Annotated in this window: 20 protein-coding genes and 1 pseudogene; 14 read left to right on the top strand and 7 right to left on the bottom strand. The window is 37.8% G+C overall.

All coding sequences use genetic code 11. The annotated features are described in order from the left end of the window. Positions 1-122: 122 nt before the first annotated feature. Positions 123-911: an alpha/beta hydrolase gene (locus H7254_RS21130; protein WP_301924428.1), complete on the top strand. Its 789-nt coding sequence runs from the start codon at positions 123-125 to the stop codon at positions 909-911. Between the two features lie 71 nt (positions 912-982). Then, complete coding sequence (locus H7254_RS21125; RefSeq protein WP_301934861.1) at positions 983-1,771, top strand: alpha/beta hydrolase; 789 nt, start codon at positions 983-985, stop codon at positions 1,769-1,771. A 1-nt stretch (position 1,772) separates the two neighbouring features. Here the strand turns inward: H7254_RS21125 and H7254_RS21120 are convergent, their stop codons facing one another. Together H7254_RS21120 and H7254_RS21115 are read right to left on the bottom strand one after the other, a co-directional pair. Continuing rightward, a complete protein-coding gene (locus H7254_RS21120; RefSeq protein WP_301934860.1) occupies positions 1,773-2,684 on the bottom strand; it encodes an LD-carboxypeptidase in 912 nt (303 codons plus the stop codon). Beyond that, a complete protein-coding gene (locus H7254_RS21115) occupies positions 2,681-3,703 on the bottom strand; it encodes an LD-carboxypeptidase (protein ID WP_301934859.1) in 1,023 nt (340 codons plus the stop codon). Before H7254_RS21115 ends, H7254_RS21120 begins: the two co-directional genes overlap by 4 nt. Positions 3,704-4,733: 1,030 nt before the next feature. Between H7254_RS21115 and H7254_RS21110 the strand changes: the two genes are divergently transcribed. Together H7254_RS21110 and metG are read left to right on the top strand one after the other, a co-directional pair. After that, on the top strand, positions 4,734-5,585 hold the full coding sequence (locus tag H7254_RS21110; protein ID WP_301934858.1) for a DUF4405 domain-containing protein: 852 nt from the start codon (positions 4,734-4,736) through the stop codon (positions 5,583-5,585). Positions 5,586-5,970: 385 nt separating this feature from the next. Further along, the gene (metG, locus tag H7254_RS21105) at positions 5,971-8,163 is read left to right on the top strand and encodes a methionine--tRNA ligase (RefSeq protein WP_301934857.1); all 2,193 of its coding nucleotides are present in this window, start codon (positions 5,971-5,973) and stop codon (positions 8,161-8,163) included. 120 nt (positions 8,164-8,283) lie between these two features. Here the strand turns inward: metG and H7254_RS21100 are convergent, their stop codons facing one another. Next, complete coding sequence (locus H7254_RS21100; protein WP_301934856.1) at positions 8,284-10,200, bottom strand: LTA synthase family protein; 1,917 nt, start codon at positions 10,198-10,200, stop codon at positions 8,284-8,286. Positions 10,201-10,217: 17 nt separating this feature from the next. Here H7254_RS21100 and H7254_RS21095 point away from each other — a divergent pair, with 17 nt between their 5' ends. The 3 genes from H7254_RS21095 (at position 10,218) to H7254_RS21085 (ending at position 13,992) form a co-directional block, all read left to right on the top strand. Then, complete coding sequence (locus H7254_RS21095; protein WP_301934855.1) at positions 10,218-11,018, top strand: hypothetical protein; 801 nt, start codon at positions 10,218-10,220, stop codon at positions 11,016-11,018. Positions 11,019-11,211: 193 nt separating this feature from the next. Further along, positions 11,212-13,626: a 3-hydroxyacyl-CoA dehydrogenase/enoyl-CoA hydratase family protein gene (locus H7254_RS21090; protein ID WP_301934854.1), complete on the top strand. Its 2,415-nt coding sequence runs from the start codon at positions 11,212-11,214 to the stop codon at positions 13,624-13,626. A gap of 18 nt (positions 13,627-13,644) precedes the next feature. After that, the gene (locus tag H7254_RS21085; RefSeq protein ID WP_301934853.1) at positions 13,645-13,992 is read left to right on the top strand and encodes a hypothetical protein; all 348 of its coding nucleotides are present in this window, start codon (positions 13,645-13,647) and stop codon (positions 13,990-13,992) included. Between the two features lie 436 nt (positions 13,993-14,428). Here H7254_RS21085 and H7254_RS21080 read toward each other — a convergent pair whose 3' ends face one another. From H7254_RS21080 to H7254_RS21070, 3 genes and pseudogenes are all read right to left on the bottom strand, one after another. Next, the gene (locus H7254_RS21080; protein WP_301934852.1) at positions 14,429-16,369 is read right to left on the bottom strand and encodes a KUP/HAK/KT family potassium transporter; all 1,941 of its coding nucleotides are present in this window, start codon (positions 16,367-16,369) and stop codon (positions 14,429-14,431) included. Between the two features lie 393 nt (positions 16,370-16,762). Then, positions 16,763-17,170: pseudogene (locus tag H7254_RS21075) on the bottom strand (hypothetical protein). A gap of 317 nt (positions 17,171-17,487) precedes the next feature. After that, complete coding sequence (locus H7254_RS21070) at positions 17,488-18,576, bottom strand: aromatic ring-hydroxylating dioxygenase subunit alpha (RefSeq protein WP_301934851.1); 1,089 nt, start codon at positions 18,574-18,576, stop codon at positions 17,488-17,490. 180 nt (positions 18,577-18,756) lie between these two features. Here H7254_RS21070 and H7254_RS21065 point away from each other — a divergent pair, with 180 nt between their 5' ends. The 3 genes from H7254_RS21065 (at position 18,757) to H7254_RS21055 (ending at position 21,214) form a co-directional block, all read left to right on the top strand. After that, on the top strand, positions 18,757-19,410 hold the full coding sequence (locus H7254_RS21065; RefSeq protein WP_301934850.1) for a peptidase M10: 654 nt from the start codon (positions 18,757-18,759) through the stop codon (positions 19,408-19,410). Positions 19,411-19,485: 75 nt separating this feature from the next. Beyond that, entirely contained in the window at positions 19,486-20,373 is an 888-nt protein-coding gene (locus tag H7254_RS21060; protein WP_367875471.1) for an ABC transporter ATP-binding protein, read from the top strand. Positions 20,374-20,389: 16 nt separating this feature from the next. Continuing rightward, positions 20,390-21,214, top strand: a complete 825-nt coding sequence (locus H7254_RS21055; RefSeq protein WP_301934848.1) for an ABC transporter permease — start codon at positions 20,390-20,392, stop codon at positions 21,212-21,214. Between the two features lie 22 nt (positions 21,215-21,236). Here the strand turns inward: H7254_RS21055 and H7254_RS21050 are convergent, their stop codons facing one another. Then, positions 21,237-22,166, bottom strand: a complete 930-nt coding sequence (locus H7254_RS21050) for a TIGR01777 family oxidoreductase (protein WP_301934847.1) — start codon at positions 22,164-22,166, stop codon at positions 21,237-21,239. Positions 22,167-22,356: 190 nt separating this feature from the next. Between H7254_RS21050 and H7254_RS21045 the strand changes: the two genes are divergently transcribed. The 4 genes from H7254_RS21045 to H7254_RS21030 all read left to right on the top strand — a co-directional run bounded on the left by H7254_RS21045 (position 22,357) and on the right by H7254_RS21030 (position 26,236). After that, complete coding sequence (locus H7254_RS21045; RefSeq protein WP_301934846.1) at positions 22,357-23,874, top strand: hypothetical protein; 1,518 nt, start codon at positions 22,357-22,359, stop codon at positions 23,872-23,874. A gap of 79 nt (positions 23,875-23,953) precedes the next feature. After that, the gene (locus H7254_RS21040) at positions 23,954-24,934 is read left to right on the top strand and encodes a DUF6427 family protein (RefSeq protein WP_301934845.1); all 981 of its coding nucleotides are present in this window, start codon (positions 23,954-23,956) and stop codon (positions 24,932-24,934) included. Between the two features lie 85 nt (positions 24,935-25,019). Beyond that, complete coding sequence (gene purQ, locus H7254_RS21035; protein WP_301934844.1) at positions 25,020-25,691, top strand: phosphoribosylformylglycinamidine synthase subunit PurQ; 672 nt, start codon at positions 25,020-25,022, stop codon at positions 25,689-25,691. 95 nt (positions 25,692-25,786) lie between these two features. Continuing rightward, positions 25,787-26,236: a protein-disulfide reductase DsbD domain-containing protein gene (locus H7254_RS21030; protein ID WP_301924407.1), complete on the top strand. Its 450-nt coding sequence runs from the start codon at positions 25,787-25,789 to the stop codon at positions 26,234-26,236. Positions 26,237-26,240 lie beyond the last annotated feature (4 nt).

Here is a 26,240-nt window from a genome sequence, read left to right as displayed (position 1 = left end):
TTTCCTTTTAGTTCAGTGTTGAAAGCAGTAAATCAAAAAAGAGAAAATTCTTTAGAGCATATCGTGCGAATGCTCAAACAACAAAAGGAGATATTAGTAAGCGAATTATAAAATAAATCATCTTGTCATCCACCATAATATATATCATCCTCGGCTACCTTGTTTTATTAGCAATTGCCTACCTGGTGCAGGAACGTTTTATTTTTAAACCGGAAAAATTACAGCCCGATTTTAAGTACAAATATGACGCACCTTTTAAAGAATTATTTTTTGATGTAGCCGAAGGTGTGAGCATCAACGGCCTTCATTTTTATGTTGAAAAACCGTTGGGCCTTATCCTCTATTTTCATGGCAACTCAAGAAGCATTAAAGGCTGGGCAAAATATGCCAAAGACTTTTATCGCTACCAGTATGATGTGGTATTGGTAGATTATCGTGGCTTTGGAAAAAGCACCGGCAAGCGTAACGAAAAAGATATGCACAGCGATATGCAGTTTGTATATGATACCCTGGCAACAAAGCACCACGAAAACCACCTGATTGTTTATGGAAGAAGCCTTGGCAGCGGATTTGCAGCAAACCTGGCCAGTGAAAACAAACCCCGGTACTTAATTTTAGATGCCCCGTATTTTAGTTTTATAAAAGCGGTAGAACGTTTTTTACCCATTTTACCTATGCGCTTTGTATTGCGTTTTCACATGCGTACCGATAAGTGGATACCAAAAGTAAATTGCCATACCTATATCCTGCACGGAACGAGGGATTGGCTGATTCCCATCAGTAACAGTGAAAAATTACAGGCTTTAAACCCACGCAAAATAACATTGATGCGTATTGTGGGAGGTGGCCATAACAACCTGCCTTCTTTTCCGGAATACCATAAATTTATCAGGGATATTTTAGCGCCCTGATATCCCGGACAGAAAAATTTATACCTTTAAATAATCAGTTATTCATGAATAAAAGCAAAAAAAATAAAACAATGCAGTGGTTAAAGTGGCTGGTATTTTTATATGTTTTTATAGGCGTTGCCTTATATTTTTTGCAGGAATATTTTTTATTTCATCCTGTACGGCTTGCAAGAAATTATGTGTATCAATTTGATGTGCCTTTTAAAGAAACGGATATTGCATTTGGTAAAAAAGATACCATCAATATGATAAAATTTTTTCCGGCAGATTCTATGCGTAAAGGAGTTGTCATTTATTTTCATGGCAATAAAGGCAACATTAACCGCTATGCAAAATTTGCCGCCAGTTTTACCAAACATGGTTACGAAGTATGGATGGAAGATTACCCTGGCTTTGGTAAAAGTTTAGGTACAAGAAATGAAAAAATACTGTACCAGCAGGCAGAAAAAATTTACGACCTGGCCGCAGGAACATTTAATAAAAATCAGATTGTTATTTACGGTAAATCATTGGGTACCGGCATTGCTGCTTACCTGGCATCTGTAAAAAACTGCAGGCAATTAATATTAGAAACGCCTTACAGCAGCATCGCTGATTTATTTAGATGTTATGCCCCCATTTATCCTGCCGGTAGTATGGCAAATTATAAAATTCCTTCTTATCAATATTTATCAAAAGTAAAAGTACCCATCACCATCTTTCATGGTACAGATGACGGCGTAATTCCTTATCGCTGCGCAGCTAAATTAAAAAATGTTTTAAAAACAACCGATCAGTTTATAACCATTAAAGGGGGCACGCATCATAACCTGAACGCCTACCCAATGTTTCATCAAAAGCTGGATTCGTTGCTGCGATGATTTATTGCTCTGACAATACTATTTTATTTTTACCTACTGCCAGCGTATAAACACCGCCAATTTTTAATGCATAGTTTTCTGTACCATGGCTTACTGGAAAATGAAAACATATCGGGTAGGTGTAATCTTTTACAATAGCATAAATGGCTCCATCCATGGTTTTCCCAAAGGGACGGTCGGTATCTTTTATATCAGTGAATCCGCCAATAATTAAACCGGCCAGATTATCAAATTTACCACTGCGTTTTAACTGGTACAGCATACGGTCGATGCTATAAATATATTCCCCGATATCTTCAATAAAAAGAATTTTATTTTTTGTGTTGATATCAGACGGTGTGCCGGTTAAATGTGCCAGCAAAGAAAGATTTCCACCCACCAGTTCGCCGGTAGCAGTTCCTTGGCTATTATGGATATTTGCGGCGCAACTGTATTTATTTTTTTTACCTGCCAGCATCCTTTTTAAGGATTGCACATATTCATTTTCAGCACCACCATCATTGAATGCGGCGGCCATTGGTGCATGTATGCTGGCCGTTTTACAGGTTGTAAAAACATGGGTGTGCAAAACAGTAATATCGCTAAACCCAATGATCCATTTGGGCTTTCGTTTAAATTTTTTAAAATCAAGCTGGTCAATGATTCTGCCCGCACCATAGCCACCGCGGCCACACAAAATGGCGTGGATGCTGTCATCATCCAGCATGGCCTGCAATTCATTCAGGCGTTCTTCATCAGTACCTGAAAAGTAATTGGGCGAATTGCTGCCCAGCGTTTTGCCTGCCATTACCTGGTAGCCCCATTGCTGTAAGGTATCGGTACATTTTTGTGCTTTCTCTTTAGCCATAAAACCGGCAGGACAGGTGATACCAATGGTGTCGCCTTTTTTTAAATAGGGTGGAATTTTTATCATATCGTCTCTATTAAATTACAGTCGTTTGATTGAACTTGCAGGGTATGTTTAATCCCGCACTTTAAAGCAACATTATTTTTTTGATGCCCCACCGGAAAATCAAAGCAAACGGGATAATGATACTCCTTTACTTTTTCCAATACAATTTCTTCCAATGATTTTCCAAACTCTTCTCCGGCATCATCGGGTTTTATTTTAAAGCCGCCGATAATTAATCCTGCCAGCGAAGTTAGTTTACCGGTTCGTTTAAGGTTCCAGAACATGCGATCTATACTGTACAAATACTCGCCGGTGTCTTCTACAAATAATATTTTATTTTTTGTAACAAGGTCACTGTTACTCCCTGCTAAAGATTCCAACGTTTTTAAATTTCCCCCTACTAAAGTACCCATTGCAATACCCGTTTTATTTTTTGCGTTGGGTACAAAATCGTACTTCATTTTTTCGCCGCTAAGACATTTAAAAATACTTTCTATACTTTGCTTCTGTACCTCTTCTGCCAGGTTCCAGTCTGCCGGAAAACTGTTACACATTTTTGCATGGATGGAAGCGATGCCATAGTTGTGGTTAAGGTGGCTATGCAATACGGTAATATCGCTGAAACCGATAATCCACTTCGGGTGCTGTTCCAGCTGTTTAAAATCAAGGCCATCAATTATTCTTATAGTGCCGTAGCCACCCCTTGCACATAAAATGGCTTTTACCTTTTTATCATCCAACATCTGTTGAAAATCATCTCTCCGCTCGTCATCTGTGCCGCCAAAAGTAAAATCTCTTTTACCAACAGTAGTTCCCACTTTTACTGTAAACCCCCAATCAGTTAGTTTACCTATGGCTGGTACAATTTCTTCACTGGTTATAAAACCTGCAGGACAGGTAATGGCAATGGTATCACCCTTTTTTAAGTAAGCAGGCGTAACGGGTTTTGCATCGGGTACATCAGGCTCCAGGCTTTTTGAAATATTGGTAAAACTGGCGGCCAGCGGTACTATGGTGGAGAGGAAATTTTTCCGGTTCATAAGTTCATTTCAGTTTTATCGAATGCAATAATTTAAAACCCATACCTCCCTAAAACGCTTTCTGTTTTTTACGCAAATTGAATTTTGTATAACCAGTGCGTTTTGTGCACCATTCCTTTTTTTGTTTCATTCAATCTTTTTAAAATATCCTTGTCTAAAATGTCGCGTTGAGAATTTCTCTTATCGGCTTGATTGTCTAAAATTGTTTCCTATAATTTTTGCAACTCCGGCATGGATAACTTTTCGGTAAAAGATCATATCCCACCTCTAGATGGTTTAACTGCGATTACATATTTTTCAGTGCTTTATTTTAAATATTATAGTAATGCAGCAGCAGGGGTGAAATTTTATGAATAGTAAATCATTTGCATAAACTTGATAACACATCTGGCAACGGTTTTGCTTTCGGAAAATTAATAAACGCAGCATAATCCATCTTGTTAAACTGTTCAAACATCAAGCTTGATTTTACCTTTTACACCAATAGCTTTTATAAACAGTCCGTTGATTTTCCAGTTTGATCTGGAAGGTTTATTAAACACAAAAAACGACCGCCTGTAAATATTATCCGGGCTGGTTCTTTCTTTCAGTATTTGTATTGCCGAGTCATTTTTATGATGTTCTTTTAATACAAAATTACCTGGTAATGAGCAAAGATTAGCGCAATTTTAATAGCGCCTTAACAATCTTAATTCATCGTTTTGAATTTCAAAAATAATACAATCCTCAGAAATATTTCGCAGGTTTATTTCCTGTTCCTTAAAAAAAATGATTGCTGATTTATTTCTTAAAAGTTACATGTGCTATAAATGTAAACGCCCATTCAAAAATTAAAAATAAAATTATTGACTTACCGAAAAAATATTTTCATTGTGTTATTAAATCTTATAAAAAAAATGGAAACAGCTGTAATAATTTGCAAAAGGTAAGATTAGCGCAATTTTTTCGTCGCAACATTTTACCTTGTTATCTCATTTTCAACACATCATAACAATTGAATACTATGTTTGCAGTAAATTGAAAAACAATAATGAAAAAGAAAAATATCATCAGCCTCAGTATTGCACTGGCTTTTTTATTCCTGGCAACAACAGGCCTGTTACTTTATTTTGGATTGAAGCCAGAGTTTGTTACGTCCATCCATGTATTACTGGGATTGGTATTCACCAGCTTTGCTATTTTTCATATTAAAAATAACTGGCCTTCATTAAAAGTATATTCTAAAGAACGAAAAGAAGGTAAGATTAAAAAGGAATTTCTTGTAGCGGCAGTGGTAGTGGCTGTTTTTTTGCTGGGTGCAGGATTTAGCCTGCCCCCTTTTGCGCAAATACAACATTTTGGTGAAGACCTTACCCGTGGCGGTGGCGGCAGAAAAGGTGGCCGGGTTGAGAAAACCTCTTTTAATGAGATTGTTACCAATAAAGACAAACAAGGAAAAGTGATACAGTTGATTATTCAAAAAAATGCGGAAGTGATTACCCCGGTTATCGCCATCTGGACTGCCGATACAGCAGGAAATTTTATTGATAATATTTTTGTGCCAGCCAAAACAATCGAGGTAAGTTCTGGCGAAGCAGACAAGCGTCATGCATTATTTGAAGGCGAAATTGAAACGAAAAATTTTACACCTGCAATGATGCAAGGATGGCAATCAGCTACAAAAGATACTGCAACAAACTACGCAGAAGCTACACCAACTGATAACTTTTTCCTTGATACAAAAACCAAAGCAGGTGATAAATTTCAGCTAATGATGGAAGTAAAAGACAACGGTAAAACCGAGCTGTACAAAGGCATGGTGGACTTGGCTAAAGGCAATGTCATTGCATTAAAAGCTGCCAACGGTTCATTGATTGTGAGAGCTATTGCTGAGCTGCAGTAAAATCTATTAATAATCTTCACCAGATAGATGAAGCAAGACAGTTAGTTTTTTAATGTTTTTAAGGAGACTTTTCTTGAAATGCGCAATCCTACGTTATTAAGACAATTTTAAAAATTAACTAATAAAATAATTTTTCTGTTGGAATATTTATAAAGTCTACACCATAAGCGTAGACTTTATTGTTTGTTTGGGTATTGTACTTGCTTTAGGTAAATTTGCAGCGCTTTCTTTAAAATAGTTACAGGGTTAGGTATTTTAAAAAGTTAAGTAGATTATTTACCTGTACACTGTTACGGTTTGAGGGCGTTCATTAGAAATAATATGTAGAAGAGTGCGACGCCACCAATGCACATAGCAGTAAAAAAGCCGGGTACAAAAAAATAGTATGACAGATCCAAAAAGATATTTAATTACTTCTGCCTTGCCTTATGCCAATGGTCCCAAACACATCGGACATTTGGCCGGAGCTTATTTGCCGGCAGATATTTATGTACGTTACCTGCGGGCACAAAAAAAAGACGTGGTGTATGTATGCGGCAGCGATGAACATGGTGCTGCTATTACCATACAGGCGATGAAGGAAAATACTACGCCGCGTGAAATTGTAGATAAATACCATGCCATGTTAAAAAGCAATATGGCCGATCTGGGTATTTCTTTTGATATTTATCACCGCACTTCTGCACCCATTCATCATGAAACTGCCCGGGAGTTTTTTACGATGCTGAATGACAACGGTGACCTGGAAATTAAGGAAACGGAACAGTATTTTGATGAGGCTTCAAGTACTTTTTTGGCCGACCGGTATATTAAAGGAACCTGCCCGGTATGCGGCAATGAAAATGCTTTTGGAGATCAATGTGAAAAGTGTGGATCAACATTAAGTCCGGAAGAACTGATTAATCCGAAGAGCACTTTGAGTGGCAACACGCCCATAAAAAAGTTAACCCAACATTGGTACCTGCCTTTAAATAGGCACGAGGAATTTTTACGGAAATGGATATTGGAAGAGCATAAAGACGATTGGAAAGCCAATGTGTTAGGACAATGTAAAAGCTGGCTGGATGCAGGTTTACAACCAAGGGCTGTTACCAGAGATTTGGATTGGGGTATAAAATTGCCGAATGAGGTGGAAGGTGGCGAAGGCAAAGTATTGTACGTTTGGTTCGATGCACCCATTGGTTATATCAGCGCCACCAAACAATGGGCCATTGATAATAATAAAGACTGGAAACCTTATTGGTACAATGACGATACCAAGCTGATTCATTTTATAGGTAAAGACAATATTGTATTTCATGCCATCATATTTCCGGTAATGTTGAAACTGCATGGTAATATTTTACCGGATAATGTACCTAGCAATGAATTTATGAACTTGGAAGGGGATAAGATGAGCACCAGCAGGGGATGGAGTATTGAGATGGAAGATTACATCAATGATTTTGTAAAGAAAGAAAATGGGGGCGACCAGATGGTGGATGCACTGCGTTATTATTTATACGCCATTGCACCTGAAACCAAAGACAGTGAGTTTACCTGGAAAGGTTTTCAGGACTCGGTAAAAGGCGAATTGGTGGATGTGTTTGGTAATTTTGTAAACCGGGCTTTTGTGTTGATGCATAAATTGTGCAAAGGAAAAGTACCACCCTTGCATCCGGCAATTATTGATGATATTGATAAAGCTTTACTGTCTGATATCTTCAATGCAAAAGCTTCTATTGCCGGTTTAATTGAAAGTTATAAGTTTAGAGATGCACAATATGAAGTGATTGACCTGGCAAGAAAAGGCAATAAATACATGCAGGAAAAACAACCGTGGATTGTGGCTAAAAGTCTGGAAGCAAATCCTGAAGCGCAACAATTAATTGATAACTGTTTACATATTTGTTTACAATTAACGGCTAACCTGGCTGTTTATATCAATCCGTTTTTACCCCACGCAGCAAAAAAAATGTGTTACATGATGAAGGTGGTAAATAAAATACTAGACTGGGAAAATGCCGGCAAACCCAATTTATTAAGTGTGGGCTATTCGTTACGGGAACCACAATTATTGTTCAGAAAAATAGACGATACAGAGGTAGCAGAACAGGTAGAAAAATTGAAAACTAAAAGCGAGAAAATAAAAATGGATACAGCTTCCTCAAACCTCTCCGAAGGAGTGGCGTTAAATATTTTACCTGTTACGCAGGATACTCAAAATAATACTACCTCACAGAACGCTCCTGCGGAGGGCCGGGAGGTGAAGCCCGAAATTGGGTTCGAAGATTTTGTAAAAATTGATTTAAAAGTAGGAACCATCGTTGCTGCAGAAAAAGTTGCTAAGGCAGACAAATTATTAAAACTGGAAGTAGATCTTGGCTTTGAAACAAGAACCATTGTTAGTGGCATTGCCCTGCATTTTGAACCTGCTGCTATTGTAGGCAAACAGGTTACTGTGGTAACCAATCTGGCTCCACGAAAAATGAGGGGAATAGAAAGCAATGGCATGATATTAATGGCGGAAGATGCCGATGGAAAATTAAAATTTGTAAACCCTGACGAAGCTGTAAAAAATGGCAGCGGGGTGAGTTAATAAAAAATATTTTTTTTGATGTGCATTTGTTTTTCATGGCGACATTGTTGTGTCACTCACTTGTACTTTTTTTATCTTCTGGCATCAATAAAAGGGAGGCTTCACAAAAATAAACTGATATCATTCATTGGCAGCATGATTATTACGGTAATGGTTAGATGCAGTTTGCAAAAAGGCCTTCATCTGTAAAATCATGCTGTCAATTTTGGTTGAATAAATGACTTCATGCAACAGGTTATTTTTCTTCTGTGGATCTTTTAAATAATCAAAACAGTACATCGGCTTGCCTTCCACGGCGTTAAAGCCCAGCACGTATTCATTGTTGATGGCTTCATACACGGCGCTGTTCATTCTTGTAAAAATGGTTCTGTCTTTTTGCAAAGTGGTGTCAGCGAGGTTGCTGCCATAACTTATAATACTATCTGCTTTGCTGCCAAAGTGCAGGATGGTGTTGAATACATCCAACTGGCTGACAGGAGTAGTGACTATTTTTTTCTTTTCGTTTGCAGGGTCATAAATAAACAGGGGAATTCTAAAGCCGCCGGTCTCATCTATTCTGAAATTTTTAATATCCGGGTCGGCCCAATGATCGGAGCAAAAAATAAATACGGTGTTTTTGTACCAGTCTTTTGTAGCAGCGTCTTTAAAAAATTGTTGCAGGCAATCATTATAGTATTGCATGGTCTTCATGGGCGGTGTGGTATTCTGTAGTGGATATTTGTCAATAAATAATTTAGGTAAATCGTTGGGATAATGGGTGGAAATATTATACTGCACTGCAAAAAATGGTTGTTGCTTTGCGGCCAGTTTATTTTGCATAAACGATAACACATATTCATCATGTAAGCCCATGCTGTGTTTTTCCATTTGCCGGTAACCGGGTATATCCTGCATACAATAATAGTGTTGTATACCCAGCCACTTGCAGCATTGCGCAAACCCCATGTCGTCATAATTATCACCAATAAAAAATGAGGAGCTGTAATTATTTTTTGCCAGTAATTTCCCGATAAGACTTCGGTTGATAGCCGTATAACTGGAGTGGTACAATGGAATATCAGTTAGGGTAGGCAAGCCTGCAAGCAGGGCCGTAATCCCTTTGTTTGAATTGTAAGAAAAACTGAAAGCGTTGCTGAAAAAAGTACTTTTATTTATCAGGCTGTCAACAAATGGCATGCTTACTTTATACCGGCTGCTGCTGTCAAAAAAATCGTAGGGCACGCTTTCCATAATAAATAGCACAATATTTTTTTTAGTACCAGTAACCGGATTATTTTTTTTATGAATAGAAAATAATGATTCCATTTGTGCTGTTGTCATATAATCTGCCGCAGGTAACGCGGTTTCATTTTTACGATATACAGAGTAGAGAAAAGTATGAAAAGAATTTTGAGCCAGTGGTAATTGTACCGCTTCCAGTTGGGTCAATGGATAAGTAGGTACTATTTTTTTTTGTCCACTTAAAAAATATAAGCCTGATAAAATAAAAAGTAAAATAGTAGTCCATACAAAATGAACGCCAGTGGCTTGCTGCGTTAACATTTTTATTAAACTGGTGTAAATAAACCGGGCTATAAACACACAATAAAAGATAATTGCCAATACAAGAAGTATCACATGGAAAGTGCCATTGGCAAAGGGATTTCGCAAAACATACAGCAGGTCGGCATCGGCTCTTTGCAGGTGAAACCGGAAGTAAAAAATATCTACCGTATTCAGTAAAAGTAAAAGGGTATTTGCGAGGCTGTAAAAGATAATTATTGTAACCCGGATTATTTTTTTTTGTATTAACTTTCGTGGCAATAAAAAGAAAATAAATAAGGGAAGATGAAGCAGTGTAATACAAGCCACATCATAAAAAAGCGACCATTTAATGAGTTGAAATACATTTGCTACACCCGTTACAGACCATCCGTTGGCAACACGATAGTTATAAAAAAAGAAAACACATTTTAAAGCGCTTAGTAAAATAAGTAGCTTTGAAAGAAATAGCCATGCCGTTTTTTCTTTTACAACAGCGGTTTTTAAAGTAAACAAACGATGGACTTATTTAAATGAAGAAAAATAGTTTTATACTCAACAAATATACACTGTCGCTGCTCATATTGCTGTTATGCCTGGCCGCGGATATTATTTTACATAAAGGCATGAGCAGGGTTTTAATTCCGAAATCATTTACCGACAACCGTTCTCCCCAATATTTAAAGCTTTGTGATAACCCGCTTATCATTAGCAAAAAAAAATGGATCAAGGCTGTAAATACAGTTCAAAAAATGGATCAAATTGCGGCGGATGCCGCAGGGTTGGAAATGGATGTATATTTTGATACTGTCAAAAATTTATTGCAGGTTTATCATGATTCTACAGAAACAACCCGCCCTTTTATCGAAGATATTTTAAACGTTTATGCTACCCGTAAATTAACGGCTTCTATCTGGCTTGATTTTAAAAATCTTTCTATTGCCAATGAAAAAAAGTCCGGGGCATATATTTCCTTTTTGCGCCAGCGTTACCAGCTTCAAAATAAAGTAATTGTGGAGTCATCTTCGCCGCAATACCTGCATTCTTTCTGCGACAGCGGATTTTTTACCAGTTATTACACGCCCTTTTTTAATCCTTACCTGCATACAGAAAAAGAGATTGTCCAGGCAATTGATACCATTGCTTTGAATCTGAAAATGTATCCCGCAAGTGCCTTGTCAGGATATTATTTTCAATACCCGTTGCTTAAAAAATTCTTTCCCAATTACCCCATTCTTATTTGGGCAGAAAATGACCGGTATAGTTTTGTAAGCAATATTTTTAAACGCACGCTTGACAATGATCAGCAGGTAAAAATTGTGCTATATCACTGATTATAAAAGGTGATTATTTATTTCTGTTTGGCAGTATTGTGTATTGTAAAACTTTCAATCTTTTTTAAAATTGCAGCAGTTTCCCTGCGCCCATTTATTATTTCTCCCATAATTTAAAAATCCTACCTTCGAAGTATAAAATAGTTGTTTAACTAACTAATTTCGGCAATCTCTAAAGGTCAAAAAAATACGTATGAAAAGAATCATCAAAAAAGTAGCGGTTCTAGGCAGTGGTGTAATGGGTAGCCGGATTGCCTGTCATTTTGCAGGCGTGGGTTTAAAGGTATTGTTACTGGATATTGCGCCTAAGGAATTAAACGATGCAGAGAAGGCAAAGAATTTGAACTTAGATAATTCGTCCGTAAAAAACAGGATTGTTAATGATGCGCTTGCTGCAGCCTTAAAATCAAACCCTTCGCCGGTTTATACAAAAGATGCCTTGAAGAAAATCAGCACCGGCAATTTCACAGATAACATGAAAGACATTGCCGGTTGCGACTGGGTAATTGAGGTAGTGGTTGAAAGGCTGGATGTCAAACAATCTATTTTTGCAGAAGTAGAGAAATTTCGTAAAGCCGGCACGTTAATTACTTCCAATACATCCGGCATTCCCATTCACCTGATGGCCGAAGGAAGAAGCGATGACTTTAAAAAGTATTTTTGTGGAACACATTTTTTTAATCCGCCCAGGTATTTAAGATTGCTTGAAATTATTCCCACTCCGTTTACCGATGCTGCGGTAGTTGATTTTTTAATGCAATATGGTAGTCTGCAATTGGGGAAAACAACCGTGCTGTGTAAAGACACCCCGGCGTTTATAGCCAATCGTGTCGGGGTGTTCGGAATAATGGCCATTATGAATACGATGGAGAAATTGCAGTTATCGGTTGATGAAATTGATACACTGACGGGGCCAATTATTGGCCGGCCAAAATCAGCTACCTTTCGCACGGCAGATGTAGTAGGTATTGATACGCTGGTAAAAGTGGCCAATGGTGTGTATGAAAATTGCCCTGATGATGAAGCAAAGGAACAATTTGTAATTCCTGCATGGTTAAATAAAATGGTAGAAAATAAATGGCTGGGCGATAAAACAGGTCAGGGCTTCTTTAAGAAGATGCCTGCTTCGCCAAAAGGAGAAAAAGAAATCCAGGTGCTGAATCTTTCAACGCTGCAATATGAGCCAAGAACCAAACCAAGATTTGCAACGATAGAAACCGCCAAACCCATTGATGATTTAAAAATAAGGTTAAAAGCATTGTGTTCAGGCACAGATAAAGCGGGAGAATTTTACCGGCTGTTTCACTATAATTTATTTGCCTATATTTCTCACCGTATTCCGGAAATAAGTGATGAACTGTACCGCATAGATGATGGCATGATGGCGGGTTTTGGCTGGGAGATTGGCGCTTTCGAAAGCTGGGATGCGCTGGGTGTAGCCAAAACAATGGAAGCCATGAAGGCAGCCGGATTTAAGGTAGCACCTTGGGTAGAAGAGATGATTGCGAAAGGTATAACAACGTTTTACAAAGTAGAAAATGGTCAGCGTTTATATTATTCCCTAACAACGGGAGGTTACCAAAGCCCTTCCGTTGGCGGAGTTGGGGAGGCATTTATTGTAATGAAAAACTTTGCCAACCAAACCATCTGGAAAAACAGTGCCTGTCGTACTTATCATTTGGGGGATGATGTATTGGGCCTGGAATGGTATACAAAAATGGGTAGCATCGGTGGCGAAGTGCTGGAAGGCATTCAGAAATCAATTGCGTTGGCAGAAGAAAAATATAAAGGTCTCGTAATTGCAAATGACGGCACAAACTTTAGTGCAGGCGCAAACATAGGAATGATTTTTATGCTGGCCATTGAACAGGATTATGATGAAATAGATATGGCCATCAGGATATTTCAAAACACGATGATGCGGGTGCGTTACTCAGCCATCCCGGTAGTACTGGCACCGCATGGTTTGGCATTGGGTGGTGGATGCGAAATTTGTTTGCATGCCGATAAAGTAATTGCTGCTGCTGAAACCTATACCGGTTTGGTGGAAGTAGGTATTGGTGTAATACCCGGCGGTGGCGGTACAAAAGAGTTTGTGTTAAGGGCGGCAGACGAAACACAGGAAGGCGAAGTAGATATTCTTACCATACAAAATCGTTTCCTCACCATTGCTACCGCTAAGGTTGCAACCTCTGCAGCGGAAGCTTTTGAGATGGGTATTTACCGCAAGGGCCGTGACCAGGTAAGCATCAACCGCCGAAAAAGGATTACAGAAGCGAAACAAGCCGTTATTGAGCTGTACAATGATGGTTATATTATGCCTGTACAGCGTACGGATATTAAAGTGATGGGCAGGGCTGCATTGGGCACCCTGCTGGCAGGTATCAACGGAATGAACAAAGCAAATTATGCCACGGCACATGATGTTACGGTAGCAAAAAAATTAGCGTACGTAATGTGTGGCGGCGATTTAAGCGAACCCACCTTAGTAAGCGAACAATATTTATTAGACCTGGAAAGAGAAGCATTTTTAAGCCTTACCGGCGAGAAGAAAACATTGGAAAGAATACAGAGTATTTTGAAAAGTGGTAAGCCGTTGAGGAATTAAAATTCTTAAAAATGCAAAATGAATAAAATATCTAGATCTTATTTTTTGTTTTTTATCATTACTTTTTGTTACTCCTGTAATATACATAAACAAAAACCAAATGGATTTAAATACGCAGGAACATGGGTTGTGTATAATACCATAAGATTAAAGTTTGATACTGCTCAAATTCTTAAAGCCAATGATAGTATATATTCTTACCACCCCTATGGAGCTGATACCAGTCGTTTAAAACTTAGCAAAGAGGAGAATTTAGTTGATTCAGAGGATAGCACATTCGTTATAAGATTTAATAATAAGACAGATCAACTGATTATGAAAAACATTCGTAATGGGGAAGACTTATATGTAAATCGATTGAAATAATGTACAATGCAGAAGTTGCCTGTAAATGCCTTGAACACTGCGTAGCAAGGTCTTCGGCAATGCTTTAGCCCGTTGAGTGACATTGCCCGGAAGACGAGTATATTTCAAATAAAAGCAAAGCGTAATCCAGATAGATACAATGTTCCCGGTTCTGCTTAATCCCATTGAGAGATGTCGCAGCGAAAGCATACTGGGGTGTTGAGTTATAAAATAAAACCTATTTATTTGCGCCATCTTTTCAACGATTTAAACTTGCTGCCGGCAAACGATGAAAATAATGCGTGCCTTGTTCTCTTGTAACAGAATAATGCTGTGTTGATAAAAGCTTGATACGATGCCTTACCAAACATTGCGTACCATTGCTTCATCTTCCATTTCTCCTTTGTGTAAGCCCTTGCAAGCCAGAATACTTTTCTGCATCTTTGCGTTCCTGGCCTTAGTTTAACCTGGTTAAGGCAATCTCTTTAGGCGCAGAAAGCAGCAGTGGATATTTTTCCAAAATCACATCACTGTCGTCAATACTAAACTCCTGTTCCGGACTTAAGCTAAAGTGGCTGACGAGAAAATATACATTCAATACCAGCGTATCGCCTACACTTAAATCGTTTTGATTACTTAAAAAATTCTGAATTATGACAAACTTTGCATCCCCGGTTTTTTTGGATATTTCTGAAAAAGCGTATTTGGGCGCCACCTCAATTTCTTTCCGGTCTGCCATTTCGCTGATGATCTTTTGCAAATAAACCTGTATTTTCGGCGCTACCCTAAAACCCAGTTTCAGCTTTACATATATTATATCCTGGGGTGCCACAATCGTGTATTCATATGCAGTGGTAAAAGGCTCGTCTTGTACTTCTACATGTACAAACCAATATAGACTGGCACGTTTGGGTTGGTGGTCAAATATGGAATAGGCTATTTTGTTTTCAATTTGCCCTGAGCCGTTACTGGCGGTAAGGTAAACAAGGTTACCCGCAAAAAATGGAACGCTGTCATCATTACTCAATTGTTTCAGTTGCGGCAATACGGAAGCGGTATCAACAAAATTATTGGCGCTTGTTTTAATATGCGTTACCCTGTACCAAACGTACATAATAAAGGCATAAATAAGTCCAAGCATTAGTGTAACCCATCCGCCATGCGCAAATTTTTGCAGATTGGCGAAAAGAAAAGACCCTTCAATACACAGGTAAACCACAAACATCAGGAATACCAATATTCTGTTTACCCTTTTGATATAGAGATAAGCAGTGATCAAAAATGTAGTCATCAGCATGGTAATGGTAACGGATAAACCAAAGGCAGCGGTCATATTATCCGAAGTGCGGAATCCGACTACTGCGGTACAACAAGCCACCAATAGCAGCCAGTTCATACCAGGGATATACATTTGTCCCCGCATGTTGTTAGGATAAACAATCCTCATTTTCGGCCACAGGTTTAGCCGGATAGCTTCCGTGATCAGCGTAAAAGTTCCGCTAAGTAAAGCCTGGCTGGCAATAATGGTTGCCATCGTGGCTATGATGATGGCAGGCAATAAAAACCATTTGTGTACCAATCCGAAAAAAGGGTTAAGTGTGTTACCAGATTCACCAATATGCTGCATCAGGTACTGGGCCTGACCCAAATAGCAAAGCACCAGGCAAATCTGGATGTAGAACCAACTGATGCGGATATTATTTCGGCCGCAATGACCCATATCACTGTACAGTGCTTCGGCACCCGTTGTACAAAGAAAAACGCCTCCCAATAAATAAAAACCTCTCGGATAGTGCGCAATCATATTGTATGCATACACCGGATTGAGCGCTTTAAAAATGGCTGGGTTTTGCCATATACTGCTGATGCCCAATATGCCGATCATGGTAAACCAAACCAGCATAATGGGGCCGAATATTTTTCCGATCAATGAAGTACCCGCCCTTTGAATAAGGAAAAGAAAAACAAGTATGGCCAGCACAATGGGAATTACAGGAATATCAGGGTAAATCATTTTCAATCCTTCAATGGCCGATGTTACTGAAATAGGCGGTGTGATGATGCTGTCGGCCAATAAGAAGCTTGCGCCCAAAATGGCTGGTATCACCAGGTATTTACTGTATTTTTTTATTAAGGCATACAGCGAAAATATACCACCCTCCCCATCATTGTCGGCTCTTAGGGTGATGATAATATATTTGATAGTGGTTTGAAAAATCAGGGTCCAGAAAATAGCAGACACGGCACCAAATGCAAGTGTTTTATCCACCGGATATTTCTCCAGAATCGCATTATAGGTATACAGGGGTGAAGTGCCAATATCACCAAATACAATACCTATTGAAATTAAGAGGCCTGCTGCCGAAATTTTGTCAAGTGCTTTTGTTGTTTGTTTCAATATGAAATATTTTAAGCAGCAAAATTATTAATGCCAAATGTAAAGAAAATTATATCTCAATTTGGTTAAGGAGAAACGACAAAATAATTTGGGAAAACAGGAAAATTTCCGGTTGTATCGGGTATGTAAAATCTTCGTGTGCCTTTCTTTTTTACGATAAATTCAAAAGAAAAAATACGCCTATCCTAAAAAAGAAATTGGCTGAATATTTATTAAATGCATCGAATCAATGATTCAAACTCTCTGCCAGCAAACGATGAAAAAGGGCGTACCCTGTTCTCGTAAAACAGAGAAACGGCTATGTTTGTTAAATCTTTATACGATTACTTTCTGTATATTCTGAATAATTTATTTACCGAAAATTCTATTTTTCTTAAATCGCTTCTGGCTTAACTATATAAAAACAGTATCAATAAAAAATAACTTTTCGTTTTTAACAATAACATTTTCATCATGTATGTCTTCCAGAATAAGTCCAAATTCTTTATTTAAATAGGCCTGCCGCCTGGTATTTTGAAATCCGTTAAATTCCAAAAAATCCCGAATATCTTCCAGTTCTGCCTGCCCATCAGCAATGATGAAGGGCTGCCAGACAACTGCATACAGATCAGTGAGTACCTCAATAAACCCCAATAAGATATAGGCTGTATCACTAAAAATAAGGTTGTGCAATAAGAGACTATTAAAATATTCAAGCTATGTTGCATAATACACGGCATCGTTTACTTTTACAACATGTGTGTTTTTATCATCTAAATAAACTTTTGATTCTCCACCTCTGGCGAGATAATGTTTTGGCAATTAATTGATCCAAAGCTGATGGTCGGTGGCATATGCCCTTAAAATTAATTCCTGTTCTTTTTTAATGAGTGCGTTACTTTCGAAGTTTCTTTTAACCGTTGTACTTGTGCTAAAGCTTGCGCAAAGGAAATTGCGGATTGTTGTGCAATGATCTTTAATCCCATTGATGACGCTTCCTTGAATGATATTCTCAATTTTTTTTTGGGTATCATCATTGTACATTTTTGGGTGAAGGTAAGAAAAATATTCTTTCCCTTAACCTGCATACTAACTGGCGTTGAGTGATAAAATAAAACCTATTTATTTGCGCCATCGAATCAATGATTCAAACTCTCTGCCAGCAAACGGTGAAAATGATGTGTGCCGGTTTCTCTTGTTACAGAATACCGGCCATGCTGATAAAATCTTGATACGATGCCCTTTTGTACGCTGTGTACTATTTCTTCATCTTCCATTTCAACCTTATCCAAATCGCTGCCCGCACCTTTATCGTACTTTTCTTCCTTCCACATAAAAGTTAAAAACTCAACCTTTGTTTTGTTTACCGCAACAGGGCTTACAATATTCACCGACAATCCCCAGGGATAAAAATTGAACATCATATTTGGATAAACCCAAAAATAATATGCTGCCACATTGGTCCCGTAATCAATAGAAGTTTTGGGTAAATCAAAACAATTGGCGGCATCTTTACTTACGCCCAATTGCAGGCTGGCTTTAGCGTACAGCTCTGTTGTGTAATCTCCAAAACTTAATGCGGAATTTAATGAAGCGTGTACAAAAGGTATGTGAAAACCTTCGAGGTAATTTTCGCAGTACAAAGCCCAGCTGGCATCAATATCAAAAGTTTTACTGAGGTCTCCTCGGTACACAAATTCATCTAAGGGCAACCAGTGCAGGCGTTCCATCATCTCACTTAAATAAATAGGTGCCTCGTCTTTTTTATGCAGGCTGGTAAATAATAAATTGCCCCAGTTAAACAAAGGCAATACGGGTAAATTATCTGCTTCGCAGGGAAAATTTTCTACCTCTTTAAATTCTGGCATCGAAATAAATTTTCCGGATAACTCAAATAAACGGCCATGGTATTTGCATCGTAAGTTAGTTGCTTTGCTGCATTGTTTGTATGAAATTAAATTGCCGCGGTGGGTACATACGTTGCTTAGGCAATGCACTTCACCTGCCGTATCTTTAGTAAGCATCAACGGCTCGTTCATATAATTTTCCAACAAGGTAAAAGGTTGTACATCACCGTTGAATTTTACTATTTCCCTGCTGCCAATAAATTGCCAGGAGGACGCAAATATTTTCTCTTTAGCTGCTTCAAAAATGGCTTTACTGGTATAAACATCTGTTGAAATCGTACTGGCTTTTGCTATATTGGGATCTACATAAAATTGGCTCATAAAATAAATTTACTCAATTTATAAAATTAATTTTCAACATCCATGAATATTCTGCAATTATTACGCTGTGGAGACTAAGTTTACCTGCATCAATCCAGGTATATTTAATCACCTTTGCCACAGGTAACAATTTTTTTTGAATTATCTTGTCCGTAAGTGTTTACAGTCATTTTTATAATCATGGGAGAAGCAGCATTAAAGATAAATATTCACCAGCTCTGTATCCATTCTGTACTTTTTTTTTACGGAGATGCCGCCAGCGATGCATTCAGTATTGCTATAGCAAGAGATATTGCCGATCACTGGAATGAAGCCAAAGGAAAAGTGATCATTAAAAATGTGGCATGCAATGTAGTATTCGATATTGAAGGTATTTGGGCAAGATCGCTTACCCCGGAAATGATTTTTGAAAATGCCAATCCACGTAATAATTATTTCCGGCTGGAAGAATTTGCCCAGGGAAATATTTCCTTTGTAGATGGTGTGGGCAGCAATACCGGCTATTTTAAAGTAGATAACCTGCTGAATAATTCAACCACAGCAGCGCATGAATATGGCCATACCATTGGCCTGGAACATCCCGAAGTGCTGGATATACGTGGTAAAGGAGTGCCTGGCATCATGTATCCAAGAGGAACTATTGTTGATCCGGAATATCAATACAGTCCGGTAGCTGCGCCACTTGCGCCTGGAGGAACGATAAATCCTTTTAGCAGAAAAGTGCAGCAGGAAGATATTGATAACCTGCAATTGTCAAGGCTTTCTTATAACAGAAATGGCATTGCTGTTATTGGAAATTTTACCAGCATCTGGCATCAGCAGCACCAGTCGTAACTGCCACTTATCCCAATTGCTACAGCCAGCCGTTATAAAATCACTTATCTTCAAATCCTAAATTATAAAGCGCTTATGTCAATTGTTTCTGTTGAAAACCTCTGTAAAAATTACGGATCTGTGCAAGCACTCAATAGCGTAACATTCAGTGTTCCCAAAGGATCGGTATTTGGTATACTGGGGCCAAATGGCAGCGGAAAAACTACCATGCTTGGCATTATCATGGATATTTTAAAAGCTACTTCCGGCAGCTATACCTTATTTGATGAAGTGCCGGATGAAAACAGCCGCAGAAAGATTGGTACTTTTTTAGAAACGCCTAATTTTTACCATTACTTATCCGCAGTGCGAAACTTAAAAATTACCGCCGCTATCAAAGAAAGAGGTGACAAGGATATTGATAAAGTACTGGAAATGGTAAACCTCACCGAAAGAAAAAATTCTAAATTCAGTACCTATTCTCTGGGTATGAAACAGCGTCTCGCCATTGCGTCTTGCTTGCTGGGCGACCCGGATGTTTTGATTTTGGATGAACCTACCAACGGGCTTGATCCGGTTGGGATTGCAGAAATACGGCAACTGATAAAACAATTGCACCAGCAGGGCAAAACCATTATTATGGCAAGCCATTTATTGGATGAAGTTGAAAAAGTGTGTACCCATGTTGCCATTTTAAAAAAAGGAAAGCTGGTAGCAACTGGTAATGTAAATGAAATATTAGCCAATGATGATATTGTTGAACTGGGAGCACCGGATTTGGAAAAACTAAAAGCTGTTCTTAAACAATTAACTGGCTATAGCAGTATCAGGGAACAGGATAATCTTGTGCAGTTATTTTACCCGGCAGGTACTACCAACCTGGAAAATATAAACCGTTTTTGTTTTAAAAATGGGGTTGTGCTGAATTATATGCAACTGAAAAAGAAAAGTCTTGAATCTAAATTTTTTGAACTGACCAACTGATAAAATTCTCTTTTTTATGATAAAATTATTAAAGATAGAATGGCTTAAAATTAAAAACTACAACGCCTTTATTATTTTAAGCAGCTTTTTTGCCTTGGGTGTAGTGGCCATTAATTATGTTATTTACAGCGTAAATAAAAATATGTTCAGTCAGGTAAAAGCTGCAAAATTAATAGGTAATTTTTCGCCTTATGATTTTGATAAAACCTGGCAAACTACCAGCTATGCTGCCGGCTGGATACTATTGCTGCCCGCTTTACTGATCATTATGCTGGTTACAAACGAATTTACTTACCGTACCCACCGCCAAAATATTATTGATGGCTGGAGCCGTAAACAATTTATAGAAGTAAAAATGGTAATGGCATTAATTGCTGCAGTAGTAAGTACCATCCTGGTAATTATAACTGCCCTGGGGTTTGGCTGGGCCTCCGGTACATCCTTTTCGATGGAAGGCTTTTCTCATACCGGTTTTTTCTTTTTAAAAGCGCTTACCTATAACATGGTAGCATTGCTCTTTAGTGTACTTATCCGGCGCACAGGTTTTGCAACAGGTATCTTTTTCATTTACATGGGATTTGAAAATTTTATTTCACAATTGCTGGATGTTTGGAGCATTAAATTAAGAAGAGATAACACGATTGACCTGGGCAGCATGGGCGATTACCTGCCAATGAATGCTGCCGATGGCCTGCTAACTTTTCCTGATAATCCGTTAAAGAGTCTTGCAAGAGGAGTGATGCCAACCGATTATACCAGTGTGGTGATGACTTTGTGTGTTGCCTACCTGTTGTTATTTTGCTGGTGGAGTTTTAACCGTATTGTAAAAACAGACTTATAGTTCTGTTTCACTTTGTGTAAAATTATTTACTGCACAATTGCTTCAGTGCAATTTCAATTTCAGGATATAAAAAAGCAAAGCCGGTTTGTTGAATTTTTGCACAGCTTACCGTGTTACTTTTTAATATTTCAATACTCCGGGTACCCATCATTATTTTTAAAACAAAAACCGGTACATGAACCGGTATAAAAAACTGGCCATTCATTTGTTTTGCCAGTTCAATGGTAAGTTTTTTGTTGCTAACAGGCATTGGTGCTACAGCATTGTAAACACCGGATAAGTTTTCATTTTCAATCGCAGCAATGTACATCCTGCAAAGGTCATCAATATGTATCCAGCTCACCATTTGTTTGCCATCGCCCAAAATGCCCGCTATACCTAGTTTTACTGGTTTTTTAAATTCCGCCAAAGCGCCGCCGCTGTTACTTAGCACAATGCCTGTACGCAGTTTTACCAATCTTATTTGCATAGCCTCAACCGGGGTAATACTTTGTTCCCACAACTTGCATGTTTTGCCCAAAAAATCATCCGATGCATCATCTGTTTCTACAAAAGGATTTGCACCTGGTGTTATATCTGCTCCATACCATCCAATGGCAGAAGCGCTTACCACGGTTTTTACTTTGTTGGTATTATTTTTTAATGCGGTTACTATTAATTTACTGCTTTCAGTACGGCTATCCTGAATTTCTTTTTTGTATGCTTCGGTCCATTTTTTATCTACTACCCCTGCACCGGCCAGGTGTATTATATGATCTGCTTTTTGTACCGCCCCAATATCAATGGTTTTATTTTTTACATCCCAAAGAGCATAACTGATATTCGGCAATATTGAATTATTCTCAGGCAGTTGCCTGGTTAATACAATCACCTGGTAACCTTTCTGCAGCAATTGGTTTGTAAGTTCCTTGCCGATCATTCCTGTACCGCCTGTTATTAATACTATCTGCATAAATTTATTTATAATAATACGATTACGATGTTCCGTGTTTGTTAAAAGACAGATTTTAAGGTACTGGTTATGTTTTTAACATAAATAAAACATTGGTTATAATTATGTAAAAACAAAAGTTCTGCCGTCTTGTTTATACTTTTATTAAAAGATTATAGCTTAATTTTAAATTATAAAATTTTCCCTTATCATGAAAGAAAAAGTATTGTTTATTGTATTGTTATTTTTATTACCTGTATTTTCTTTTGCACAAAAAATTTCTTATTCGGAGGTATTAAAAGAAAACAGCCGCGACATGGATTTTGAAATCATCGGTAGAATAAACAGTAACATACTGGTATTTAAAAATGTGAGTTCAAGGTATGCTGTTTCAGTTTACCAGGGAGAAATGGAGCTGAAAGAAAAAGTAGACTTGGATTTTATTCCTTCAAAAGCATATAATGTTGATTTTGTATTGTATCCTGATTTTTTTTATCTCATTTATCAATATCAAAAAAGAGGTGTTGTATACTGCATGGCTGCAAAATTAGATGGGGATAGCAAAAAACTAAACGAACCCATTTTACTGGATACAACCCAGGTGGGCACATTTGGAGATAACAAGATTTATAATGTTATTGTTAGTGAGGATAAGCAGAAAATAATAGTATTCAAAATGCAAAAAAAAGATGACCGGCTTAACTTTGCCAGTATTTTGTATAATAACCAGTTGCAGCCTTTGCATAAAAGCAGGAATATATTGGAATACAATGAAAGAAAAGAGGTTTTAAGCGATTTTTTTGTGGACGATGAAGGCAACTTAGTGTTTGCAAAATCGATCAAATCAAGTAACAGGGACGATATTGGTAAATTAGAGCTTATTACCAAAGCAGCACAGCAGGATACGTTTTCGTTTAAAGTGCTTCCACTAAATAAAACATATATCGATGAAGTGAAAATAAAAGTTGATAATGTAAACAAACGCTATTTATTAAATTCGCTTTATTATGGCGAACGCCGCGGAAATATTAATGGCATCTATGCTTCGGTATGGGATTCAAAAGGCGATAGCATTTATACCAGCATTTTTACCCCGCTGCCGGATAGTATTAGAAGTATCGCCAAAGAAAAAGGTGGTTTGAAATATGTGTTCAACGATTTCTTTATCCGCAACATTATCTTAAAAAAAGATGGAGGATATTTATTGGTGGCGGAAGATTTTTCTACCCAAAGTACAGGCAACAATCAATGGAACCGCTGGGATTATTTATACAATTCCCCATTCAGCAATCCGTATTATTATAACTATTACAGCCCTTATTATGGCGGCTATTACAGACCCTATAACGGGTTTAATAACTATTATAACAACAGGTATTACTACTATAATATTTTAGTACAGAGTATTGATAACAAAGGGGTGACTGAATGGAGTAATATTATACACAAGGAGCAGTTTGCAGACGTTACCGATAATTATCTATCCTTCGCAACATTTAATACCGGTGTAGGAATTCATTTTTTATTCAACAATTCTGATAAAAGAAACCAGTTGCTGATTGACAATGTAGTATCTGCAGATGGCACTTTGATCCGCAATCCCAGTTTAAAAAGTTATGATAAAGGGTACGAGTTTATGATAAGATTTGCCAAACAAACTGGTGCGAGGCAAATGATAGTACCTTGTTCTTTCCGTCAGCAGATATGTTTTGCTAAAATTGATTTTTAGTACTGTTCATGGTGTTGGATTGATTTTTTAAAGCCATAATTAAACTGCACTTTTGCAGTGCATAAAACTGATTCTTATTGTGACAGGCACATTTAAAGCCAACAACCCTTACAATACTTTTTTATTACTGGTATATGGGCTGCTTCTAAAGCTGCCTGTTTTTTTGCACCCCACCATACCGGTGCCGCAACAAACGGATGGCTTTTTATTTAAAGCTTTACTGACAAAGCTTTCATCCATTGGCAATAGCGTGCCGGTTATTTATTCCTTTATTAGTTTTATATTATTGTATACACAGGCTGTTACTTTTAATAAGCTGGCCAACGACCAGCGTTTAATGCAAAAACCGAATTACCTGGCAGCAATGGCTTACCTGCTGATAACTTCCTTGTTTAAAGAATGGAATGTTTTATCAGCACCGCTCATTGTAAATACTTTACTGATATGGGTCTGGGCAAATATGAGCGGATTGTACAATAATAAAAACGCAAGATCTGCCTTGTTCAATATTGGTATCATCATCGGTTTATCTACCTTTTTTTATTTTCCTTCTATAGCCTTTGCTATTTTAATTATTGTTGGCCTAACGGTAACCCGGCCATTTAAACCGGCAGAATGGCTGATAGCCTTGCTGGGTATTATTACACCCTATTATTTTTTGCTGGCTTATATTTTTTTAACTGATAAATGGAAGGGCTATAAGTTACCAGGCTTTTCAGTAGGCTTTCCCGTATTTTATAAATCCAATTGGGCCCTGGCTGCCATCATTATTGTATTGTTTGCCACCGTAATCGGATTATTTTACATACAGCAAAATTTTCGCCGCCAACTGATCCAAACCCGTAAAAGCTGGAACCTGGTTTTTCTTTATTTCCTCGTAGCTGTTTTTATTCCTTTTATTAATACTGCACATAGCTTTCAATATTGGATTTTGTGTGCCGTACCGCTTTCGGCCTTTGTGGGAAGTGCTTTTTTGTATCCAACAAAAAAATGGTTTCCGCTGCTGTTGCATTGGCTCATGGTAGCTTTTGTTATTGCATTTAGTTACTTCGTACAATAATTAAAATGTAATTGTACTTTTGCATACAATTAAGATTAGGCAGATCCAGGCTTTTAAATAAAAAATAAAATCACAAATCATTTATATGAAATTTGGCGTAGTAATTTTTCCAGGCAGCAATTGCGACAGAGACATGATAGAAACCCTGAAAATTGGTCTAAAGCAGGAAGTAATTGAGCTTTGGCATAAACACAAAGACATCAGCATGTTTACTACCGATGATTGCATTGTATTACCTGGCGGTTTTAGCTTTGGCGATTATCTGCGCTGCGGTGCCATCGCCAAATTTAGTCCGATGATGCAAAGCGTTATTGAATTTGCCAATAAAGGTGGAAAGGTATTAGGTATTTGCAATGGTTTTCAGATTTTGTGCGAGAGCGGCTTACTGCCAGGTATACTATTGCGCAATAGCCAGCAGCAATTTGTTTGTAAAAATGTTTTTATAAAAGAAGCTGCTGCTGATGCCTGCCAGGCTTTAAAAATTCCGGTAGCACATGGCGAAGGCAGGTATTTTGCAGATGACGAAACACTTGAAGAATTGGAAATGCACCGCCAAATTATTTACAGGTATTGTGATGAAAAATGTACCGTAAACCACGAAAGCAACCCCAACGGGGCTATCCATAATATAGCGGGTATCTGCAATAAAGAAAGAAATGTGTATGGTATGATGCCTCACCCTGAAAGAGCCTGTAGTAGTGCATTGGGCAATGAAGACGGCCGAAAAGTATTTGCCCATTTATTCGGTATCAATTAAATAATAGTTGGTTTATACAACTAATTAACAATGTTTAACACCTTAAAAAGCTAATTGGTAGTTACTTTGTTATTATACCAATTTAAATATTAAAAATGAAAAGAATAATTGCAGTTATCGCCTTCACCCTGTTATTTATCACCGTAAATGCGCAGCAAAAAATTGCCTGGAGCTTTGTTGCAAAAAAAGGGGCTAATAATTATTATGAGCTTCACATGATAGCAACTCCTCCAGCGGGCTGGCATATTTATTCTCAAACAACACCAGAAGGTGGACCAATACCAACAGCTTTTAAATTTACTAACAATGCATTGGTAACTGTGCCCACAGCACAACCGAAAGAAGTGGGTAAAATGGTTTCGTATTTTGATAAAAACTTTAAAGTTGATGTAAGGTATTTTGAGGGCAAAGTTGATTTTGTAAAAAAAGTAATGGTTAAAGGCAAAATTAAAACCAATATAAGTGGTACGGTAGAATCCATGATTTGCAACGACAGAACCTGTATGCCGCCCACAACACAAAATTTCAATATCGCATTAAATTAGAAGT

Origin of the sequence: Ferruginibacter sp. (assembly GCF_014377975.1) — a bacterium.
In the GTDB taxonomy this organism is placed as follows: domain Bacteria; phylum Bacteroidota; class Bacteroidia; order Chitinophagales; family Chitinophagaceae; genus Ferruginibacter.
The sequence above is the reverse complement of the archived record's forward strand: the minus strand, read 5'-3'. Positions and strand labels throughout refer to the sequence as shown.

Bases quoted from the DNA above. Each gene is read 5' to 3' on its own strand.
- H7254_RS21095 (WP_301934855.1), top strand. From the start codon at position 10,218: ATGAAGAAAAATAGTTTTATACTCAACAAATATACACTGTCGCTGCTC.
- H7254_RS21045 (WP_301934846.1), top strand. From the start codon at position 22,357: ATGAAAGAAAAAGTATTGTTTATTGTATTGTTATTTTTATTACCTGTA.
- metG (WP_301934857.1), top strand. From the start codon at position 5,971: ATGACAGATCCAAAAAGATATTTAATTACTTCTGCCTTGCCTTATGCC.
- H7254_RS21060 (WP_367875471.1), top strand. From the start codon at position 19,486: ATGTCAATTGTTTCTGTTGAAAACCTCTGTAAAAATTACGGATCTGTG.
- H7254_RS21115 (WP_301934859.1), bottom strand. From the start codon at position 3,703: ATGAACCGGAAAAATTTCCTCTCCACCATAGTACCGCTGGCCGCCAGT.
- H7254_RS21050 (WP_301934847.1), bottom strand. From the start codon at position 22,166: ATGCAGATAGTATTAATAACAGGCGGTACAGGAATGATCGGCAAGGAA.
- H7254_RS21065 (WP_301934850.1), top strand. From the start codon at position 18,757: ATGGGAGAAGCAGCATTAAAGATAAATATTCACCAGCTCTGTATCCAT.
- H7254_RS21085 (WP_301934853.1), top strand. From the start codon at position 13,645: ATGAATAAAATATCTAGATCTTATTTTTTGTTTTTTATCATTACTTTT.
- purQ (WP_301934844.1), top strand. From the start codon at position 25,020: ATGAAATTTGGCGTAGTAATTTTTCCAGGCAGCAATTGCGACAGAGAC.
- H7254_RS21055 (WP_301934848.1), top strand. From the start codon at position 20,390: ATGATAAAATTATTAAAGATAGAATGGCTTAAAATTAAAAACTACAAC.
- H7254_RS21125 (WP_301934861.1), top strand. From the start codon at position 983: ATGCAGTGGTTAAAGTGGCTGGTATTTTTATATGTTTTTATAGGCGTT.
- H7254_RS21120 (WP_301934860.1), bottom strand. From the start codon at position 2,684: ATGATAAAAATTCCACCCTATTTAAAAAAAGGCGACACCATTGGTATC.
- H7254_RS21110 (WP_301934858.1), top strand. From the start codon at position 4,734: ATGAAAAAGAAAAATATCATCAGCCTCAGTATTGCACTGGCTTTTTTA.
- H7254_RS21070 (WP_301934851.1), bottom strand. From the start codon at position 18,576: ATGAGCCAATTTTATGTAGATCCCAATATAGCAAAAGCCAGTACGATT.
- H7254_RS21090 (WP_301934854.1), top strand. From the start codon at position 11,212: ATGAAAAGAATCATCAAAAAAGTAGCGGTTCTAGGCAGTGGTGTAATG.
- H7254_RS21030 (WP_301924407.1), top strand. From the start codon at position 25,787: ATGAAAAGAATAATTGCAGTTATCGCCTTCACCCTGTTATTTATCACC.